Origin of the sequence: Paenibacillus algorifonticola (genome assembly GCF_050481745.1) — a bacterium.
Taxonomy (GTDB): domain Bacteria; phylum Bacillota; class Bacilli; order Paenibacillales; family Paenibacillaceae; genus Pristimantibacillus; species Pristimantibacillus algorifonticola_A.
On the sequence record NZ_JBCNGR010000015.1, the window covers coordinates 25,644 to 46,827 of the forward strand.

The 21,184-nt window shown below is 52.2% G+C and carries 15 protein-coding genes and 1 other annotated feature; of the genes, 5 read left to right on the forward strand and 10 right to left on the reverse strand.

All coding sequences use genetic code 11. The annotated features are described in order from the left end of the window. Positions 1-68 precede the first annotated feature (68 nt). From ABEW34_RS14760 to ABEW34_RS14770, 3 genes are all read right to left on the reverse strand, one after another. Entirely contained in the window at positions 69-1,298 is a 1,230-nt protein-coding gene (locus ABEW34_RS14760) for a PLP-dependent aminotransferase family protein (RefSeq protein WP_430159965.1), read from the reverse strand. A gap of 232 nt (positions 1,299-1,530) precedes the next feature. Further along, a complete protein-coding gene (locus ABEW34_RS14765) occupies positions 1,531-2,694 on the reverse strand; it encodes an iron-containing alcohol dehydrogenase (RefSeq protein WP_430159966.1) in 1,164 nt (387 codons plus the stop codon). Between the two features lie 125 nt (positions 2,695-2,819). After that, positions 2,820-3,842: an EamA family transporter gene (locus ABEW34_RS14770; RefSeq protein WP_430159967.1), complete on the reverse strand. Its 1,023-nt coding sequence runs from the start codon at positions 3,840-3,842 to the stop codon at positions 2,820-2,822. A gap of 401 nt (positions 3,843-4,243) precedes the next feature. Between ABEW34_RS14770 and ABEW34_RS14775 the strand changes: the two genes are divergently transcribed. Together ABEW34_RS14775 and argS are read left to right on the forward strand one after the other, a co-directional pair. Further along, positions 4,244-5,209: an L-lactate dehydrogenase gene (locus ABEW34_RS14775; RefSeq protein WP_430159968.1), complete on the forward strand. Its 966-nt coding sequence runs from the start codon at positions 4,244-4,246 to the stop codon at positions 5,207-5,209. 65 nt (positions 5,210-5,274) lie between these two features. Continuing rightward, positions 5,275-5,512, forward strand: a binding site (T-box leader). 62 nt (positions 5,513-5,574) lie between these two features. Then, on the forward strand, positions 5,575-7,275 hold the full coding sequence (argS, locus tag ABEW34_RS14780; RefSeq protein WP_430159969.1) for an arginine--tRNA ligase: 1,701 nt from the start codon (positions 5,575-5,577) through the stop codon (positions 7,273-7,275). A gap of 77 nt (positions 7,276-7,352) precedes the next feature. On the opposite strand, the gene ABEW34_RS14785 is transcribed toward argS, so the two are convergent. From ABEW34_RS14785 to ABEW34_RS14800, 4 genes are all read right to left on the reverse strand, one after another. Further along, positions 7,353-7,631, reverse strand: coding sequence for a hypothetical protein (locus ABEW34_RS14785; RefSeq protein ID WP_046233598.1), 279 nt, complete (start codon positions 7,629-7,631; stop codon positions 7,353-7,355). A gap of 239 nt (positions 7,632-7,870) precedes the next feature. After that, positions 7,871-8,965, reverse strand: coding sequence for a hypothetical protein (locus ABEW34_RS14790; protein WP_430159970.1), 1,095 nt, complete (start codon positions 8,963-8,965; stop codon positions 7,871-7,873). A gap of 92 nt (positions 8,966-9,057) precedes the next feature. Then, a complete protein-coding gene (locus ABEW34_RS14795) occupies positions 9,058-10,536 on the reverse strand; it encodes a sensor histidine kinase (protein WP_430159971.1) in 1,479 nt (492 codons plus the stop codon). Next, positions 10,533-11,342 (reverse strand): response regulator transcription factor, encoded by an 810-nt coding sequence (locus ABEW34_RS14800; protein WP_430160047.1) that lies wholly within the window; start codon positions 11,340-11,342, stop codon positions 10,533-10,535. Before ABEW34_RS14800 ends, ABEW34_RS14795 begins: the two co-directional genes overlap by 4 nt. A gap of 274 nt (positions 11,343-11,616) precedes the next feature. On the opposite strand from ABEW34_RS14800, the gene ABEW34_RS14805 reads away from it, so the two are divergent. Next, positions 11,617-12,429, forward strand: a complete 813-nt coding sequence (locus tag ABEW34_RS14805) for an SDR family oxidoreductase (protein WP_430159972.1) — start codon at positions 11,617-11,619, stop codon at positions 12,427-12,429. Positions 12,430-12,469: 40 nt separating this feature from the next. Next, positions 12,470-14,215, forward strand: a complete 1,746-nt coding sequence (locus ABEW34_RS14810) for an alpha-glycosidase (RefSeq protein ID WP_430159973.1) — start codon at positions 12,470-12,472, stop codon at positions 14,213-14,215. A gap of 85 nt (positions 14,216-14,300) precedes the next feature. On the opposite strand, the gene glgA is transcribed toward ABEW34_RS14810, so the two are convergent. Together glgA and glgB are read right to left on the reverse strand one after the other, a co-directional pair. Then, on the reverse strand, positions 14,301-15,737 hold the full coding sequence (glgA, locus tag ABEW34_RS14815; RefSeq protein ID WP_430159974.1) for a glycogen synthase GlgA: 1,437 nt from the start codon (positions 15,735-15,737) through the stop codon (positions 14,301-14,303). 46 nt (positions 15,738-15,783) lie between these two features. Continuing rightward, a complete protein-coding gene (glgB, locus tag ABEW34_RS14820) occupies positions 15,784-17,700 on the reverse strand; it encodes a 1,4-alpha-glucan branching protein GlgB (protein ID WP_430159975.1) in 1,917 nt (638 codons plus the stop codon). Positions 17,701-17,862: 162 nt separating this feature from the next. Between glgB and ABEW34_RS14825 the strand changes: the two genes are divergently transcribed. Beyond that, complete coding sequence (locus ABEW34_RS14825; protein ID WP_430159976.1) at positions 17,863-19,125, forward strand: glucose-1-phosphate adenylyltransferase; 1,263 nt, start codon at positions 17,863-17,865, stop codon at positions 19,123-19,125. 479 nt (positions 19,126-19,604) lie between these two features. Here the strand turns inward: ABEW34_RS14825 and ABEW34_RS14830 are convergent, their stop codons facing one another. After that, entirely contained in the window at positions 19,605-21,143 is a 1,539-nt protein-coding gene (locus ABEW34_RS14830; RefSeq protein WP_430159977.1) for a stalk domain-containing protein, read from the reverse strand. Positions 21,144-21,184: the final 41 nt, after the last annotated feature.

Consider the following 21,184-nt stretch of genomic DNA (forward strand, 5'->3'; position numbering starts at 1 on the left):
TTTTGGATCTAGGTTTGGATCTAGGTTTGGATCTAGGTTTGGATCTAGGTTTGGATCTAGGTTTGGATCTAGGCTTGCAGCTCGGGAACAGCTTGCTGCGCTGCTTGGCCTTGCAAAGCTTCAAAATAAGCTTCTGCCAAAGCCTTAATGCCGCGTTCGATCTGCTCCTTGCTGCAGAAGCTGAAGCACAGCCGCAGATGGTGGGAGCCCTCCCCGTCGGCGAAAAAAGCATTTCCCGCTACAAAGCTGACGCCCTTCGCAAGCGCTGCTGGCGCAAACTGCCGCACATCCACCTGCTCGTCAAACGTCACCCAGACGAAAAATCCGCCATCCGGCGCCTGCACCGCAATATGCTCCGCAAACTCCCTCCTGAGCGCTTGAATCATCGTATCGCGCTGCGCTCTATAGCGCTCGGTAAGTTTTGTTACCTGCTCATCAAATCCATAATGCTGCAGCAATTCGCCAACGACCTCTTGGGTAAAAGGATTAAGCTGGCTTCCCAGCGACAGCGTCGCCATATGCGTGATGACCTCCGGTGCGGCAATTGCCCAGCCGAGGCGCAGTCCAGGGCCCAGCGTCTTCGAGAAAGTGCTGACATAGATGACCTGCTCCGGCGCAAACGAATAGATCGCAGGAAGCGTCTCACCGCTAATGTTCAGCTCGGCATAAGCATCATCCTCCAAAACGAGGAAATTGTAGGCCACCGCCAGCTCCGCAATTTTCCGCCTGCGCTCAAGCGACAGGCTCACCCCCGTCGGATTATGATAGTTCGGCATGCAGTACAGCAGCTTTGGTATCGGCTCCTTGCGTTCAGCCGCCTGCTTCAAGGCTGCCTCCAGCAGCTCGACCTGAAGCCCCTGCTCATCGACGGGGATCGACTTGATGACGGCACCCGCTGCGCGGAATGCCTGCAAGCCATTAAAGAAGGTCGGCGCTTCTACCCAAGCCTCATCCCCCGGGTTTAGCAATATGCGCGCGGTCAGGTCAATGCCTTGAATGGCGCCAAAGGTCGGAATAAAGTTTTCCGCCCCAGCATGAATGCCGAACTTGCGGGAACGTGCCAGCACCCAATCCCTGACGCGTGCCGGCCCCTTCGCTCCCGAATAATGGAGCGCATCCGCCCGGTCCCACTTAAGGGCTTCCGCCGCTGCTGCATGCAGCTCCTCAACCGGCAGCAAATCCGTTGCCGGAAAACCGTAGGACAAATGAACATGCTGCGGGTCTGTCACCTTCGTTCCGCCTATCGATCGTGCGGGCAAGTTGCGGGCAAAACGATACGCTGCTGCTTGATCTCCCATCTAAAAAAGCCTCCTCTAATATCCGATTATTCCGATTATTTTATATGAATTTAATTTATCACTCCATATATGCAGCGGTCAACGGCACGGATAATAGAGATTTTCTATTCCATCATTGAAATTTCAAGGATTGGAGATGATATAGCCCCATTGCTGGCCAGAAAAAAAGCATTCAGGCGTGCTGCTTACGCAGCAATACCTGAATGCTTTATAAAAGCTTTGACCTCCTGGCTTACAGGCTCGCCGTCAAGATGCTCTTGACCGCTTCCTTGTCCAGGCTCTTGAAGGAGCCGATTGGGCCGAATACAGTCGCTTCCGCCGCCATCCGGTCAATGTTCTCGCCGCCTATGCCCAGCTCGCCAAGTGTTGCAGGCTCGCCAATGCGCGTAAAGTAGGCGCGTGTCGCTTCGATACCTGCAAGGGCCACTTCCTCATCGGATTTGCCGCTCGGATCGATGTTCCATACCCGTACCGCATATTGCACAAAGCGGTCAATACGCTCTTGATACACATGCTTCATCCAGTTCGGGAAGATAATCGCAAGTCCTGCGCCATGCGCGATATCATAAATCGCACTTACCTCATGCTCAATGCCATGCGACGCCCAATCCGTCACGACGCCAATCGGCAGCGTGCCGTTGAGCGCAAAGGTGCCGGCAAGCAGCAAATTCGCTCTGGCGTCATAGTCGGAGCCGTTTTCGATTGCTTTTTCACCATTTTCAATAACCGTTTGCAAAATGGATTCTGCAAAGCGCTCCTGCAGCGGCGTATCGGTTGTCAGGGAGAAATATTGCTCGAATACATGCGACATAATGTCGACGATGCCGTTCGCTGTCTGATCCTTCGGCACGGAAAACGTCAGCTTCGGATCGAGAATCGAAAATTTCGGATATACAAGCTTGCTGCCGAGACCGCGTTTTTGCTGCGTTTCCCAGTTGGAAATAACGGCATTGCCGTTCATTTCCGAGCCGGTAGCGGCGAGCGTCAGCACAGTGCCGATAGGCAATGCCTCTTGGATAACTGCTTTGCGGATCGTGAAATCCCACACATCGCCATCATAGAGCGCCCCGGCTGCAATCGCCTTGGAAGCATCCAGCACGCTGCCGCCGCCAACGGCGAGCACAAACTCGATTTTTTCGCTGCGGCAAATGTCGATCCCTTTATTAATCGTCGTCAGACGCGGATTCGGCTCCACGCCAGACAGTTCATGAACGGTTGCGCCAATGCTATTTAATTGGGAAATCACTTCGTCATAAAGCCCCGAACGCTTGATGCTTCCGCCGCCGTATACGAGCAAAACTTTCGTCCCGTATGGCTTGACCAGCTCTCCAAGCTGCTGTACCTTCCCTGCTCCGAATATGAGCTTGGTTGGGTTGTACAATTCAAAATCTTTCATAGTAAGTGAAACCTCCCGTTAATTAAAATAAGTGAACGGTTGTATTATAACACTTTCACTGAGTTTTCTAAAGTTATAGACCTTTCGTACTTAACTCGCCTGTATTCAGCGCCGGCCGCTCTACTTTAAGAACCATACAAACGCATAAGCAGGATGCCGGCGAATGCGGTCGATATCCCGATCGTCTCCAGTTTGGAGAACCGCTCCTTCACAACAAACCGCGTATAAAGCAGCACAATTAGCACATTAAGCGCCGTTACGGCCGACACCAGCCCCGCCTTCCCCACATCAAAGGCCGTCACAATAAACATCATGCCCACTGCATTGGTAATGCCGACCGCCATTCCGACGGAAAACGTGCGGCGGAAGCTCCAGCTGCGTTTGTCTGCTGTGCCTGCCCGGTTGGCCGCCTGAGCTGCCGCGCTCACGATTGGCTGAGTGCTGGGACTCGCAGTCCCGTTTCTTGCTCCACTCGTGATACCAGCATTAAGAGTCGTTGCTGCGGCACCTGCCGCTATCTCCTGCGCTGCTTGGCTTGCTGCCGCAGCAGCAGCACGTACGGAGCGCAGATCACGCAGCCACCAAAGCCCAAAGCAGATCGATCCGCTGCTGAACATGCAGACAAGCGTCGGAAACAACGGCGCATCCATCATCGTCGACCATTTTCCCGACAAATCGTTTCCGGCAAACAGCAGCATCGCCAGCAGCCCCCATTGCGCTCCTTGCAAATTGCCACGGGTAATATCATTGGAGTAACGCACCAGCAATATACCCGCAATAATGATAATAAAGGAGCTGAGCTGCGCCATATTGAGCGTCTCGCCCCATACCGCGAAGGCGACAACGACGACAATTGCCGAAGGAAGCGCGGTCAAAATCGCAACAATAGAGGCTTTGCCCACGGCAAAGCCCTTGAACATGCTCGCATTTGCGCCGAAAGAGAGCAGTCCCATCTGCACGCCAATAAGCGATGAAACGGTGAAAGAGGTTCCAGTCGCCAGCGTACAAACAAGTGTGATCAGCGCCCCTGAGAAAAATACACCACACAGCAGCGCATTGCGATTAAGCGCCTGCTGGCTCGTCCAATGATACAAAATCCCCCGCAGCCCGAAGCTCGTCGCCGCCAGCAAGGATAATACAAGCCACATGAATTCCATTCCTCCATCTGTGTCTGCCCACATATACTTTCCCTATCATGACAGCTGAAAGTTAGATTGTAAATGTACGAAAATAAGCGGTTTATCTATATTCAACCTTAGGACTTCCGACCTGTGCAGTGTGGACAATCCTCCCCGTTCACTTGTGGATAAGTATTGGAGGTGTCGGAAAATACTCTATTTGAACTCTGTTGATAATGTGCATAACTCTGTGGATATGTTAAAAAGTAAAGCTCTATCCGCCACCGATTGGCAGGTCAAAATGTGCATATTTTCACGCTTTTGCTTCCATGTGACATAGACAAACATTGATTGAACATAGCCGTCACATCATGGGCTGGATGCCGCATATAATAGCGTAACGAGGTTAACGGCAGAGGAGATGCAAAAGGATGGCAAACAAAGCGCGCAAGGTCGCCATTGTAGGAGTCGGTCAGGTCGGTTCAAGCTGCGCGTATGCCTTAATTAACCAGTCGATTTGCGATGAGCTGCTGCTCATTGACCGCACCTTTGACCGGGCCTACGCACAGGCACTCGATTTGTCTCACAGCATGGACTTTGTCCATGGCCGAACGAAGGTTGTCGCTGGAACGCTGGAGCAATGCGGAGATGTGGACGTTATCCTTCTCTGCGCGGGGGCATATCCCGTTGACAGCGATGATCGGCTGGATGTGCTGCATACGGTGCGCGAGATTTATGAAACGATGATTCCGCGCATTATGAACAGCGGGTTCAGCGGAATTTTTGTAGCGGCCGCCAATCCTGTGGATATTGTGACGTATGTCGTGTGGGAGCTGTCCGGCATGCCGCGTTGCCAAGTGATTGGCACCGGAACGTCCATCGACTCCTCGCGGCTCAAGACGCTGCTTTGTGAGCATTTCCCTGTTGATGCCCGCAGCGTGCAGGGCTATGTGCTGGGAGAGCATGGCGAGTCGCAGTTTCCCGCCTGGTCGCATGTGACGGTTGGCGGCAAGCCGCTGCTGCATATTTTGGCCCAGCATCCCGAGCGCTTCGGGCACGTGAAGCTCGGAGCGCTCGCGGTGCAGACCCGCAATGCCGGCTGGGAAATCTATACGCGCAAAGGCTCGACCAGCTTTGGCATCGGCAATGCGCTGGCGCATATTACCCGCTCTATTCTGAACGATGAGCATCGCATTATTGCCGTGTCTGCGATATTAAACGGCGAATATGGCCAGCGCCAAGTATGCGCCGGCGTCCCCGCCATCATCGCCCGCTGCGGGGTTAAGGAAATCGTCGAGCTCAAGCTGACGTCGCGGGAGCAGCGGCTGATGGAGCGCTCATGCTCGATTATACGCCAGGCGATTGAGAGCCTGCGCCTCGTAAACGAGAAAGAATAGCTGCAAGCTTGGCCGACTAAAAACGGATTGATTTTTCTGATCGTATCCGATATGATAGCTGTTAATTAACATCAAGGAACGGGAGAGTAACCTACATGAATGCCATTTCAAGCGAGCCGGGACAGTGGAAGCCGGCAATGGACGGTTAGGTGAAGCGCACCCGGGAGATGGCGGCCTGAAACGAGCAATCGTGCTAGGGGCGTCCGGTTCAGCACCGTTACAACGGCGAGATGCCCCTCCTTTATTTTGTGTGGAGGCGGCAACAAGAGTGGTACCGCGGGGATAACAGGCCTCGTCTCTTATTTTTAGAGACGGGGCCTTTTTTGCGTGCTGCTCTGGCCTGAACGAATATTTTGGAGAGGAAGATGATGATGCTGTTAATGGACAAAATTGCGTTGGCATTGGGGAAAGCGTTGGCTCTGCCCGAAGCGGATATTCGGCCCTTGCTGGAATACCCGCCCGATGAGGAGCTTGGCGATGCCGCTTTCCCCTGCTTTACATTGGCCCGCACGATGAAGCAAAGTCCCGCTACCATTGCCGCAAAGCTTGAGCCCCTGCTGGTAGATGCCAGCTGGAGCGTTCGGGCTGCTGGCCCCTATTTGAATTTCAAATGGAATCGGAAGCTTGCAGCCGCGCAGCTTATTGCAGATTGGCAGAGCGGAGCCCTCATGCATGCAGCTATAGGGGATGGAGAGCGTGTCATAATCGACATGTCTTCGCCCAATATTGCGAAGCCGTTCGGTATTGGGCATTTGCGCTCGACGATGATCGGCAATGCGCTGTACCATATTTTGCGCAAGGTTGGCTATGAGACGGTCAGCGTCAATCATTTGGGCGATTGGGGCACGCAGTTCGGCAAGATGATTACCGCCTATCTAAAATGGGGCGACGAGCTGCAGCTGGCAGCAGGTCCCATTAGAGGCTATTTGGAGCTGTATGTGCGTTTTCACGAAGAAGCAGCGCAGCACCCCGAGCTGGAGGATGAGGCGCGCAGCTGGTTCGCCAAGCTGGAAGCTGGCGATGCTGAAGCGATTCGCTGCTGGAGCCGGTTTATTGCTGACAGCCTGAAGGAGTTCAATAAGCTGTATACCCGGCTCGGCGTGAGCTTTGACCATTTTCTTGGCGAAAGCTTCTATAACGATAAAATGGACGCCGTCGTCCAGCAGCTTCAGGAGCAGCTGCTGCTGGAGGAAAGTGAAGGCGCACAGGTCGTCCGGTTGGATGACCACGAGCTGCCGCCTTGCCTCATTCGCAAATCCGATGGTACATCCATCTATGCGACACGTGATTTGGCGACCGCGATTTATCGCCATGAAGAGATGAAGGGCAGCGAGCTGCTGTATGTTGTCGGCTCGGAGCAATCGCTGCATTTCCGTCAGCTGTTTCTCGTGCTTGAGAAAATGGGCTTTGCGTGGGCAGCCGCCTGCAAGCATATCCCGTTCGGGCTTATGAAGCTGGACGGGCAAAAAATGTCCACCCGCCGCGGCAAGGTCGTTTTTCTGGAAGAAGTGCTGGATGAAGCGGTACAGCGGGCTTTGCAGAAAATAGAGGAAAAGAATCCAGCGCTTGAGGGCAAGGCCGAGGTAGCCGAAGCGGTTGGCATTGGCGCCGTCGTGTTCGGTGATCTCAAAAATACGAGAATGCTTGCGGTCGATTTTGTGCTGGAGGATGTACTGAACTTTGAAGGGGAGACGGGCCCGTACGTGCAATATGCTTACGCCAGAACGCAGCGGATATTGGCAAAAGCGGCCGAAAGCGACATCGCAGCAGCACCTCAGCCTGCTGATTATGAGTATGTGACGGGTGATTATGCTTGGCTGCTAATGAAGATGCTTTTGCGCTACACAGCCGCCCTGGGTGACGCTGCCAGACGGCATGAGCCGTCCATTCTCGCCAGATATTTGATTCAGCTCGCCCAGGCATTCAATCGTTTTTATCATCATGACAAGGTGCTCGCCGGGGACGTTGGGGAGCGGATCGTTAAGCTTAAGCTGGTGCAGGTGGCTGCCGATGTGCTTAAGGAAGGCTTAGAGCTTCTTGGCTTGAAGACGCCGAAGGAAATTTAGACGTAAAGCGCAAAAAAACAGGCATCCGCCAGCCAGAGGCGGGGATGCCTGTTTTTGTAATCTTTTTCAAACAAGTATTAGCTATTCGTCGGTTCCGGAATAAGATCCTTCTCGATGATCTGCTGATTGAAATGAGCGATGTTCTTCTCAAAGCAATTGCAGTAGTAGTCTTTCCGGCACAATGGACAAGGCACGTTCAGCATACGCGTAACGCCTGTTAATCTCCATACTGGCTTCTGGCTGTAGAACAAACGCGCCTTGGAACCTTCACTAAGTGTCATGATGAACTGATATAACCCTGAGGCAAGATCTTTGTCGGCTAAAATAACGTTCTTAATCTGCAGTTTCGAATTCAAGATTTTCACCCTTACTGTTCGTATTCAAGATTGTGTAATAATACCCTTTATAGCGCCTTAAGTCAATATTTCCGCCATTAGGTCCATCGTTTTGCTTTAAAAATCTTCATACGAAAGTAAGGAATTCCCGCTTCGGTGAATCCATTTTAAAACGAGGCATGCATGATTTGGGACTGTCCTTAAGTAGCTGCTAGCTATTACGGACATCCTTGTTTTTCATAAATATAATGTTGCTGCTTTTATTTCAACGTAATCACAAACGTCATAAAATCGTTCTGCTCCTGCGAATAAGTCGCGGCGACGATTTTTTTGCCGGAAGGGCTCCAGCCGAGATCATCGGATAAATATTGGACATCCAGCTTGATCGGCACCGTATCGCCACTAATGGCATCCGCCACAAATACGCCGTTGTCGCCGTCCGTTCCTTCCGATGTCAGGCTGTAGGCCAGCTTCTTGCCATCCGGCGACCAGCTTGTGCCAAATACTTGCGTCGCGCTGCCCAGCTCAATCGGCTCATTGCCCCTGGCATCCGTAATCATCAGCGTCCGCGTCGTATTCGATGTCCGCTTCACCAAAGCGAGCTGCTTGCGCTCTGGGGAGGGAATGACCCAGACGACGTCCGTCGCCAGCTTCTCCGCCTGCTTGCTGCCATCAGGAAGAAAATACAGCACTTCATTCACCACATAATAAATGCCGCCCTCGCCAGGCACCGCCGTAAATATCCGATGATCGCTACTCAGAATCGTCTCCAATGTGCCCTCAACGCTCGCCTTGATGACTTTGCCCTCGATCGTCATAAACAGCACATGCGTATCGTCCATCCACATGCCTGTCGTCGTATCGATCACATCACTGCCCAGCTCCACCGACTCTCGCGTTTCCAAATTCATCATGTAGCCGTGGGCACTTTCCTCGTTATTCAGCTTATAAAATAAATATTTCCCATCCGGAGACGGCTTGGCAAATCCCTGATGCGCAGGCTGCTCATGCAAGGCCTCCTCCTGCTTCGTTGCCAGATTGTGCACATACAAATTGTTGGGAAACATCATTTCCCCTTCCACCGCTATTTTCTGCTCATTCTCATTGCGCTTGACGATGACCAGCTGCTCCTCGGTAATAAAGCTAATTCCCCGCGTTCTATCTATTTGCGTTATTTGGCTGACAGCGACCTTCGTATCGGTCGATTGGCCCGGCTCAACGACGGTAATTGTTTTATCCGGCTTTTGGATCGTTTCGCGTGTCGGCGCATTACCGTCTCCGCAGCCCACCAGCAGCAGCACCACACAAGAGGCAGCCGCACCTGTATTTATCCATTTGAAATAGGTTTGTTTCATCTCTTATTTCCCCTCTCCCTTATTGCTATGCGCTTATTGTAATCCGCGGATGTTTCCGCCTCATCTCCAGCTTGTTTCGGGCCTGTAAACCTTCACACCTTTAACCCTTTATATAGTGGAAAATAGACCTTGAACGTCGTTCCATCCTCGCCCGACCTAACGAGTACAAGCTCACCCTTTTGCGCCTCGGCAAGCTGCTTAACGAGCGACAGGCCGAGCCCCGTTCCTCCCGAAATCCGGGAGCGGTCGCGGTTGACCGTATAAAACGGCTCAAAAATTTTGTCATGCGCTTCCGCCGGAATGCCGATGCCCGTATCCCGCACCACCACATTGGCCCGATTTCCGTCCACATGCAGGACGATCTCAATCTGTCCTCCAGGACGATTATATTTAATGGCATTATCGATTAAGTTGATGAATATTTGCATCAGGCTCTCCCGATCCGCCCAGATGACGGCAGGCTCCAGCTGCGTTTGCAGCGTCAAATCAAATTTTGCCGCCTTGCCCTGCATGCGCATGCACAAATCCAGCAGCAGCTCATCGAGCTGCAACACCTCTGCCTGCTGCTCAAACGCATACTTTTCCAGCGCCGCCAAATGCAGCACCTTCTCAACCATATCGTACAGCCGCCCGGACTCCTTGCCCATGCTTTGAATCGCCTCATCAATGAGCTGCGGATCATCGCGGTACATATCCAGCAAATCCACATACGCCCGAATCGACGTGAGCGGCGTCTTGAACTCATGGCTAATGTTGCCGATAAATTGCTTCTGCTGCTGCTCCAACTGCTGAAGCTTCAGGATAGCGAGCGTAAGCTTACGCTGCTCCTCCTTCATTTCCTCAATATGCCGTTCAATTGCTCTGCTCATGAAAAAAATATCCTGGCTTAAGTCGCCCAGCTCATCGCGCCTGCGTACGGAATTTTGCTGCAAATATCGCCCTTCGCGAATGTTGCCCGCTGCACTTCTCAGCCGGGAAATGACCGCGGCCAGCCTATAAAAATACGCATAACCCATGGCAGCCCCTGCCACCACGGCAATAATGCCCGCCGTTTGGAACAGCTCGCGGATGGTCTGGGCGAACTGATGGTCATTTTTCAACGAGTAATGGAAGCTGACCACGCCAAGCAATCCGTCCTCGCTCTGCAAAGGGGCAAAATAAATAAGGGTATCCCCCGCCGTTTGATAGGCGATTTTGCCATTCAAAGCATATTGCAGCGTGTCGGACAAGTTTAATCCTTTCTCCCCGCCAACGGGAATGGAGCTGCCGGCTTCTATGCCCTGCGGATCATACAGCGTCGTCTGCATCCCGCTGATCATTGAAATGTAGAGCGCCAGCCGCTGCCCTCTCAACGGCATGAAGGCATCAAGGGCAAGCGGCGGTTCGCTAGTAGCGAAGCTTTGCCGAACGTATTGTGCCGCTACCTCGCTTTGCTTGGCCAGCAGCTTCTCGGTACGCTCCTGCTGATCGCGCTTGATCCCGCTCAGCACCATCATGCTCAGTACGCTTACAGTGAGCGCCAGCAGCACGACCAGCACAATGCTCATCCGCAGCTTCAAGCTGATTCTCATGAAGGCTCACCGGATTGCCCCAGGTCATTCGCTTTTATTATCAACGAGACTGACTCCACCGAAGCGTCCTGAGCATTCCTGGATCCATTGCCTACCGTTGATGCCCCAGCTCTTGACGCCCCTGCCTTTGAAGCTTTGTAGCCGATACCGTATACGGTCTGGAGCAGCGTCTGGCTCGAATCGCCCAGCTTTTTGCGCAGCCGCTGAATATGAATGTCTACTGTGCGCGTTCCGCCCGCGTATTCCATATCCCAGACCAGATCAAGCAGCTCCTCCCGGGTATAAACCCGCTCGGGATGCGACAGCAGCAGTGCTGCCAGATCAAATTCCTTTGGCGTCAGCTCAATAGCAGCACCGCCAGCCGTAATGAGCCGCTGCTGCATGTTCAGGCGAATGCTGCCAAGCTCATACACGTCCGGCTCCTCCTCACGCCCCGCCAGCTTCTGGGTGCGCCGCATCAGCGCCTTCGCTCTGGCGACAAGCTCGCGCAAATCAAAAGGCTTCGTCATATAATCGTCGGCGCCCAGCTCAAGCCCCAGCACCTTGTCGACGATGTCATTTTTGACCGTGAGCAAAATAATGCCGACACCATGGCGGTTTTCCAACTTCCGGCACACTTCATAGCCGCTCATGCGCGGCATCATTACGTCTAAAATAATGACATGCGGCTGGAAGATGGCTACCTTCTCCAACGCCTCTTCACCATCGCCAGCCGTCTCGACCAAATAACCCTCGCGCCTGAATGCATAGGCAACGGCGCTGACGATACTCGCTTCATCATCTACCACCAATATTTTTTTATCTATCATCTGACTTGTCATCCTTCACCGCTCCTACCTGTGCCTATCTAACCCAGATTACCCATTAGAACGCAGCATAATGCAATTTTGCATCGCCAATATATCGAACTTGTTTCCAACTTGTAAATAATAGTGCTGCACGGATAAAGCCTTTAAAAATTGAAATAGTTGGGAACACCCGATTGGTTTAGGGTAAGAGAAATTAGATCATCTTAACAGAATACGCATTTGCAGAACATGTTCCCTGAACATCATTATACATTGCAGGAGGTTTTCGACGATGGCGAATGAACAAATGAAGACAGGCGGCGACAGACTGGCGGGTAAAGTTGCTCTAATAACGGGAGCCGGCTCTGGCATCGGCCGCGCAGCGGCTCTGCTGTTCGCCAAGGAAGGTGCTAATTTGGCACTGCTCGATGTGAATGAGGACGGGCTGGCAAAAGTCAAGCAGGAGGCCGAAGCTTTCGGCGTCACTTGCGCAACAGCCGTAACCGATATTTCAAGCGAGGAAGCGATCGAAGCAGCGTATAAAGTGGCGTTAGACAAGCTGGGCAAGCTTGACATCGTCTACGCCAATGCCGGCATTAACGGCTCCATGGCACCCATTGAGCTGATGAAGCTGGAAGATTGGAGCAAGACGATCAATATTAACCTGAACGGCACATTTCTGACCGTGAAGCATGCCATTCCTGCGCTCAAGGAAAAGGGCGGCAGCATTTTGATTACGAGTTCCATTAACGGAAACCGCGTCTTCTCGAATATCGGGTTCAGCGCATACAGCAGCACGAAGGCGGCGCAGGTCGCTTTCACACAGATGGCGGCGCTGGAGCTGGCGAATTACCGCATTCGCGTCAATGCCATCTGCCCCGGCTCGATTAAGACGAATATTGATAAAAGCACGAAACGCTCGCCTTATTTGGAGGAGGTGCAAATTCCGGTCAACTTCCCGGAGGGCGACCAGCCGCTGGAGAAGGGGCCGGGTTCACCCGAGCAGGTCGCCCAGCTTGCTCTATTCCTCGGTTCGGATGATTCGCATCACATTACGGGCACAACGGTTTACATTGACGGAGCAGAATCCTTGCTCCACGGCTAGCTAGTCCAACTGCAGGGCAGGAGAGGAGAAACAACTAATTATGCTAAGAGAAGCCATTCACCACACCCCAAGCCACAAATGGGCCTACGCCTATGATCTAAGCACCTATCACATCCGGCTGCGCACGAAAAAAAATGATGTAGAGGATGTCGTCATGGTCGCCGGAGACAAATACGACTGGAACGGCAACCTTCAGGAAATTGTAATGGAAAAAATCGCCTCCGATCAGCTGTTTGATTACTGGGAAGGCGTTATCATCCCCAAATACAAACGCTTCTCCTATGGCTTCCGTCTGCATGCCGGCACAGAGACGATGTGGAAGGTCGAGACCGGATTTTATGCGCAGCAGCCGACGCCTCCAGGCGGCTATTTCGAGGTGCCCTACATTCATGAGGTCGACTTGTTTGATGCGCCAGACTGGGCAAAAAACGCGGTTTTTTATCAAATCATGGTAGACCGCTTTAATAATGGAGACAAGAAAAACGACCATGATTACGTAAGGCCTTGGGGAGAGACGCCAGATATTCATTCGCATTTTGGCGGCGATTTGCAGGGGATATTAGATAAGCTGGATTACATTAGCGATTTGGGCGTAAATGCGATTTATTTGACACCGCTGTTCACATCGCCCTCCAATCATAAATACGATACGGTTGATTATCATACGATTGATCCGCAGTTCGGCAATCTTGAGCTGCTCAAGAAGCTGGTCGATGAGTGCCACAAGCGCGGCATTCGCGTCGTGCTGGATGCGGTGTTCAACCATGTGAGCGAGCAATTTCCCCATTTTCAGGATGTGCTGAAAAACGGCGATAAGTCCAAATACAAAGACTGGTTTCATTTGAACCATTTTCCGGTCGCTGTTCAAGATGGCAAAGCGAACTATGATACGTTCGGCTTTTATGGCAACATGCCCAAGCTTAACACCGCCAATCCTGAGGTGAAAAAATATTTGCTCGATGTTGCCGTCCATTGGATACGCGAGGCGGACATTGACGGCTGGCGGCTCGATGTCGCCGACGAAATCGATCATCACTTCTGGCGGGAATTTCGCGGCGCAGTCAAAGCAGTCAAGCATGAGACCTACATTATCGGCGAGGTGTGGGGAGATGCGATGCGCTGGCTGCAAGGGGACCAGTTCGATTCGTCGATGAACTATCCCTTTACGAACAGCGTGCTCGATTTTTTCTCGAACAACGGCAGACATGCATCGGATTTTGCCGAAGAGGTGAACCGACTGCTCGTTCGTTATCCGCAGCAAACGAACGAAGCGCTGCTTAACCTGCTGTCGAGCCATGACATCCCGCGTTCCTTGACCAGAATGGGCGGCGATAAACGGCGAGCCAAGCTGGCAGCGGTGTTTATGATGACGTCGATGGGCGTTCCTTGCGTCTTCTATGGCGATGAGATAGGCATACAAGGCGGCAGCGACCCGGATTGCCGCAAATGCATGGAATGGGACGAGGCGAAGCAGGATCGGGATTTGCATGATTTTTATCGCATCGTCATTTCGCTCCGCAAAAAACATGAGGCGCTGCGCTGCGGCCGCTTCCGCTTCCTGCAAGCAAGCAGCGAGAAAGGCACCTTCGTCTATGAGCGGATGAACAATAAGCAGCATTTCACGGTTTGGATGAACAATACAGAGGAAAATGTATTCCTCGCCCACCCGATGCTGGCTGGCGGCTGGCATGATGCGCTTACTGAGGAAGAAGTGGCGACATTCGAGGAGCAGCTTCGCATTGAGCTTGAGCCAATGGGCTACCGGATTTTGTACCGGAACATTTAAAGCAGGTTGAATAGGACTTGCATAGGCAGCAAAAAAGGACAGGCATCGGATTTTTCGGGTAGCCTGTCCCTTTTTATGCACCATGTCATTTTCTATCATTCAACTCTGAATAAAGCGCGATGTAACGCTCGGCCGATGCTCCCCAGCTGTAATCGCCAGCAAAGGCGGCGGAGGTCAGCTTGCTTCGATGCGACTCATTCCACCAAATATGAATCGCATAACGAATCGTATTAAGCATATCCCGGCTATTGTAATCGGTGAATGAGAAGCCATTGCCTTCTCCCGTCCATTCATTGTAGCTTTGGACGGTATCCTTGAGTCCGCCCACCTCGCGCACAATAGGCAAGCTGCCATAACGCAGCGCCAGAAGCTGACTAATTCCGCATGGCTCGAATAACGACGGCATGAGGAACATATCGGATGCCGCATAAATACGGCGGGCTACGCCATCATCAAAGCCGATCCAGGAAACCATTTTAGCCGGATAACGGTACTGAGCGGCGCGGAACGCATGCTCCATCTCGGGTTCGCCGGTGCCAAGCAGCACAAGCTGAATATCCTCTGTTTGCAGCAGCTCGTCCAGCACTTCCAGCACGAGCGGCAGCCCTTTTTGATCCACAAGCCTGCCGACCATGCCGATGAGGGGAATCGAACCGTTGACCGGCAGTCCGAGCTCCTGCTGGAGTGCCGTTTTGTTTTGCTTTTTCAGCTTAAGGCTGTCCTTGTATGGGAATGGAATGAATGGATCGGTCTCCGGGTTGTAGCTGCGCGCATCGATGCCATTAACAATGCCGAGGAGTCGCTCGCCTTTCGCCCGCAGCGTGCCATCCATGCCATAACCATATTCAGCTGTGCGGATTTCATTGGCATAGGTCGGGCTGACTGTCGTCACCCGATCAGCAAGCTGAATACCCGCCTTCATAAAGCTCACCGAACCATGATATTCGACTCCGTCCGGAGTGAACATCTCATTTTGCAGCCCCAGCCAATCGCCCAGTACATGATGTGGATAGTTGCCTTGGTATTGCAAATTATGAATGGTGAACACCGTCCTCACGCGGGAATATTCCGGCCGATGCCAATAATGATGCTTGAGCAGTGCAGGGATCATGCCCGTATGCCAATCATGGCAATGCAGCACATCCGGGATGAAGCCCATAACCGGCAAAGCATCAAGCACCGCCCGGCAGAAGAAAGCATAGCGCTCGCCGTCATCCCCATAGCCATAAGCCGAGCCGCGACGGAAATAATGCTCATTGTCGATAAAATAATAAACGACGCCTTCATGGACAAGCTCCTTGATGCCGCAGTAAACATGGCGCCAGCCTACCGATACATAGATGAATCCAAGCTCCTTCATCTGCGCCCGATATACGTCCTTTACCGAAGCGTAAAGCGGCATAATGACGCGGACATCCGCGCCCTTCTCATTCAATGCTTCAGGCAGAGAGCCTGCTACATCAGCAAGGCCGCCCGTCTTCATAAATGGCACGCATTCCGCAGCCGCAAACAATACGTTCATGCTTTTCATCCCCTGCTCTTTGGTTTCATAATACTGCAATGCTGATCTAGCGGGAACGCTTCACCTTTACCCGCCGCAAAATAAGGATAGATAACGGCGGCAGCGGCAGCTCTACGCTGTTTTTCTTATCATGCCAGTTGATGCGCTGGGATGCAAGGGATCCGCCTTCCCGCAGCAGCTCCGCTTGAAAACCCGATCCGCCATAAGCAGGCTCATCGCTGTTCAGCACGATTTCATAATCGCCTGCGCTCGGTACGCCAATTCGGTAAACCGGATGGGCGAAATCGGTAAAATTGCACAGCATGATAAGCGCATCCCCTTTCGGGCTAGCCAATCTGCGATAAGAAAGAACACTTTGCAAATGATCCTCGTGTTCAATCCATTCAAAGCCCTTGTAATCATGGTCCAGCTTCCACAGCGCTTTCTCCTGGGCATAAAGCTGGTTCAGCCTGCGGGTATAAGCCTGCATCCGGCGATGCGGCTCATAATCCAGCAGCAGCCAGTCCAGCTCCGCGTCGTCCTTCCACTCGATGAACTGGGCAAATTCACCGCCCATGAACAGCAGCTTTTTCCCCGGATGCGTCATCATATAGCCGTAGAACAGCCGCAGCCCGGCAAATTTCTGCTCATAGCTGCCGGGCATTTTGTTGAGCAGCGACTTCTTTCCATGCACGACCTCATCATGAGAAAGCGGCAGCGCATGATTGTCCTGCCAGGCATACCAGATCGGAAAGGTCAGCAAATTATGCATGTTTTTACGGTTGAAAAAATGCTCCTTGGCATAGCTGAGTGTGTCATTCATCCAGCCCATATTCCACTTATAGTTAAAACCAAGCCCGCCTTCGTCGACTGCCTTCGTAACGCCGGGATAAGCATGCGACTCCTCGGCCATCATAAGGGCATGCGGGTAATATTGAAAAACCGTCTTATTCAGCTGGCGCAAAAAAGCGATGCCTTCCAGATGCTCCTTGCCACCGAATTCATTCGGACGCCACTGGCCTGGTTTTTTATCAAAATCATGATACAAAATGCTGGTGACCGCATCAACGCGCAAACCATCAATATGAAACAGATCGAACCAAAACAATGCATTTGAAATTAAAAAATTGCGAACCTCCGGCTTTCCGTAATCGAAGGCGAGTGTTCCCCAGCCGGGCTTCTCGGCAATGAGCGGGTCTTCATTTTCAAACAAAGCCGAACCGTCAAAGCGGCGCAAGCCATGCGCATCCTTGGCAAAGTGCCCCGGCACCCAGTCCAGAATGACACCGATACCGCTTTGGTGGCACAGGTCTACCAGCTCCATTAATTGCTGCGGTTCACCATAGCGGGATGTTGCGGCATAATAGCCTGTCGGCTGATAGCCCCATGATTTATCGTACGGATGCTCGGTCAGCGGCAGCAGCTCCAGATGGGTATAACCCATGTCCGCTACATAAGCGACCAATTGATCAGCCAGCTCGCTGTAGGAAAGCAGAGTATCATCCTTATGTCTGCGCCAGCTGCCAAGATGCACCTCGTAAATGTTCATCGGACGGGCGTATGGCGCTTTTTTCCCGCGCATCCACGCTTCATCCTGCCAAGAATAACCGTTCAGCGACCAGACGCGCGAAGCGGTTTGCGGCCTTACTTCGGCATATACGGCATAAGGATCAGCTTTGAGCAGCCTCTCACCATTTTGGGCTATGATTTCATATTTATACAAAGCGCCCATCGGCATATTCGCGAAGAAGCCTGTCCAAATGCCGGACCTGTTAAGCCGGTTTAGCGGCTCATTGCCGCCATGCCAGCCGTTAAAATCCGTCGCCAGACGAACCTCCCGTGCCTCCGGCGCCCAAACATTAAAGCGAATGCCTTCAATTCCATGCTCGGTTGATTGGTGGGCACCCATTTTTTGGTAGCTGTGCGCCCATGTTCCTTCATGAAACAGAAATATTTCCTCTTCGGACAATGTGGAGATTTCCATCCATTTCACCCGCTTTATGTTCGTAATGAACGTATAGTAAAGCACACGAAAGCTAATATTAACCTTAAAAATTGATTTTGACTCAACCGTTTCAAGCGCCCTTCAGTCGTTTAAAAATACCTTACAACAACCCGTCACGGACGGCCTGGAGGGAAAAGCCTAATGCATAACACCAATTGCATCGCTATGCTGCTAGCTGGAGGACAAGGAAGTCGTTTAGCACCGTTTACAGGCCAAATGGCCAAGCCCGTCGTATCTTTTGGCGATCGCTTCCGCATGATTGACTTTCCATTGAGCAATTGCATTAACTCAGGCATTCGCACCATTGGCGTGCTTACCCAATATTGCTCTGACTCGGTTCATGACCACATTACCGATGGAGAAGCTTGGCTTCGCTCAGCAACGACGAAGCATTCTGGCGAAATAACGATGCTGCCTGCGTCTAAAGTATCAAGCTCAGGCTGCTACACGGGAACGGCTGATGCCATTCTTCGCAATATTGCTTATGTAGACGAGCATCATCCGGAGCATGTGCTTGTATTGTCAGGGGACCACATTTACCAGATGGATTATCGACCCATGCTGGAATTTCACAAGGCAAGCAAGGCAATGGCCACCATTGCCGTCAAGCAGGTGCCATGGCGTGAAGCTCATCGCTTCGGCATTATGCATACGGACGAGCAGTCCCGCATTGTGAAGTTTGAAGAGAAGCCAGCAACTCCGGAAAGCAACCTTGCTTCTATGGGCATTTATTTATTCCGCTGGCAAGAGTTAAGAAGCATCCTGCTGGAGGACGCCGCGAACCCTCATTCAAGCCATGACTTTGGCAAAGATATTATTCCCGCCATTTTGGCTGCTGAGGAAAACTTGAACGCTTATCCCTATGAGGGCTACTGGCGTGATGTCGGCACCATAGAAAGCCTGTGGGAAGCGCATATGGAGCTGCTTGACGGCGAGATGAGCTTAACGACAGAAACTTGGCCTCTTAGGTCCAAAGAGGTTCAGCCGGTAAGAAAACCCTATGTCAGCCCACAAGCTGTGCTGAGCAACAGCATTGCCCACCCTGGCTGCACAATCGAAGGCCGGATTTCACGCTCGGTGCTGGGCGCAGGAGTCAGTATTGGAAAAGGCAGCGGCATCGCCGAAAGCATCATCATGCCCGGTGCAATAATTGGGCGCAATGTTATTATTCATAGAGCCATCATTGGCGAAAACGCCGTTATTCATGACGGTGCAATCATCGGGGAGAGAAATCACGGAGACATAGCCGTCGTCGCCCCCGGCGAAGCAATTATGGCTCAGCTTATGAATGGCAGCAGCAGCAAATTGAAGGCGCTTGAACAATTAGAGCAGTTTGAGAAATCAGCGACAGAGCTTGTTGGTACAGGAGAAGAGCGATTCAGCAATAGCGTCTTGCACTATTAATGTGTTGTATCGTGAGTGGATGTCTTGCAGCATGAACGCTGCTGTATCCCATTACTTTCGACAGGACGCACGCTTTACCCTGCTTGCCGAATCAGCAAATTATATAGCGGGTTATGCAAGGTGAAACGGCTGTCGCCGCCCTCTGGCGGCACAGCGCGTTTCATTCCGAGAAATATAGAGAAAGGAAGGGAAATCATATCCTTTCCTATATTTCAAGGTGAAACGGCTGTCGCCGTCCTCTGCGGCACAGCGCGTTTCATTCCGAGAAATATAGAGAAAGGAAGGGAAATCATATCCTTTCCTATATTTCAAGGTGAAACGGCTGTCGCCGCCCTCTGGCGGCGCAGCGCGTTTCATTCCGAGAAATATAGAGAAAGGATGGGGATTTCATATCCTTTCCTATATTTCAAAAAATACCCCTCGGTCCACGAAGCAAGGTGGGCCGAGGGGTATTTAAGGTTGTTAGAAGCTTTGTTCCATTATTCGTCAGACTGATCCGATATCGTCAACTGGCTAAGCTTCTCGTTCCATTGAACCGACAGACCAAGCCCCTGCGCAAGCAGCTGATAAGGAACGGCCGTCGCACCAGAATAAACAATCGGCGCCTCTGGCAGCTCAAACGTCGTATTGCCTGCTTTCGCCTGGGTATCCCCCACGCGGAAGGTTACAGAGCGTTCCTTATATTTAAGCGTATAGATTCTGTAGCCTTCTTTAGTAAGAACGGCGCTCAACGTCATGCCCAATTCTTTGGCCACGTCTTTTATCGGCACATATACCGTCTCGCCTTGCGGCAGGGCAGGGTATATGCTGCTTAGCCATTGCCCATTTATAATCGTATCAACGGCCGGCCTTGCCAGCATGGGCGTATAAACCATGCCATCGCTGCGTACGGATGGTCCGCCCGCTTCATAAAACTTGTTGTGGCCCCAGCCCCATGCCTTGCCATCCTCATCAATGGCAACGCCGTGGTCTTCCCCCGCTGAGATATGCTTGATCCGGGTGAGCCCTCGCACTTTGCCCTGCTTGCCAGTTGCGGTATATCCATATGCAAAAACCTGGCCATCGGTCGTCAGCATAAGCAGGCTGCCTGCACTCCCGCTTATCTCCTTCAGCGTCAGTATCGGATACAGCGCTTGTTTTTTGCCATTTTCAGCAATGCTCCACGCTTTTCCTTTCGTATCTAATGCCATTACGCCGCCGCTATAAGCGACGATGGAGGTTATGCCAGACAAGCTGGATATTTTAGCAGGAGCTGTAGGCTTAAACGTCTCCGCGCCATCTCGGGGCGTCGCCACAGGCTGCCAGCTCCATACCGATCCATCCTTCTTCACGGCGTAGGCCTTAGGATAACCGTATGCTACCTGCACAACTTGATTTAAGCCCTTCACGGCAGCTGGTTTCCCAAAGCTGAGCTTTCCGGTGTCATCTTGCTGCTTCGTCCATGTGGAGACCGTGCCATTGTTCAATAAAGCTATATCATAGCCGTAGCCGCCTGCCACCTTCGCTACATCAGCTGCTCCCGCCACCTGCCGAAGCCCATTTGTCTCTTTCCCGCTGCTGTCATTGTGGCCCCAGGTCCAGACCGTTCCGTCTGCCTTTACCGCCATATAGTTTTGATCGCTCTTATTGATATGAATATAGACAATATCGGAAAGTCCGGAATAACGTACAGGAGCTACCGTATTGCGAAAGCCCGGATTTCCCTCCAGCCCAAGCTCTCCCCACAGATTGCGCCCCCAAGCCCAAACTGTGCCGTCGCTGCGCAGCGCAATCGTATAGTTATGGGCCGCTTCTATTTGCGTAAAGCTTTTGGGGACGGCTTGGGCGGCCTCAGCGGCTTGCTCCTGCCCTTGATTTTGCAACAGGGTTGCTGCTGCATGCTCACCGCTGGCAATCGCCGCACTGTGCGGGCCACCCGTCCATACAAGCGCTGCTAGGAGCGTAAGCGCCAGCAAGCTGCGCCAAGCCTTCCCGCTCTTATTAAACTTCCTTGTCGTCGTTAGGTTGAACATCTTCATCACTACCCCCAATGGCCATTTACAAGCTATCTATATGGACG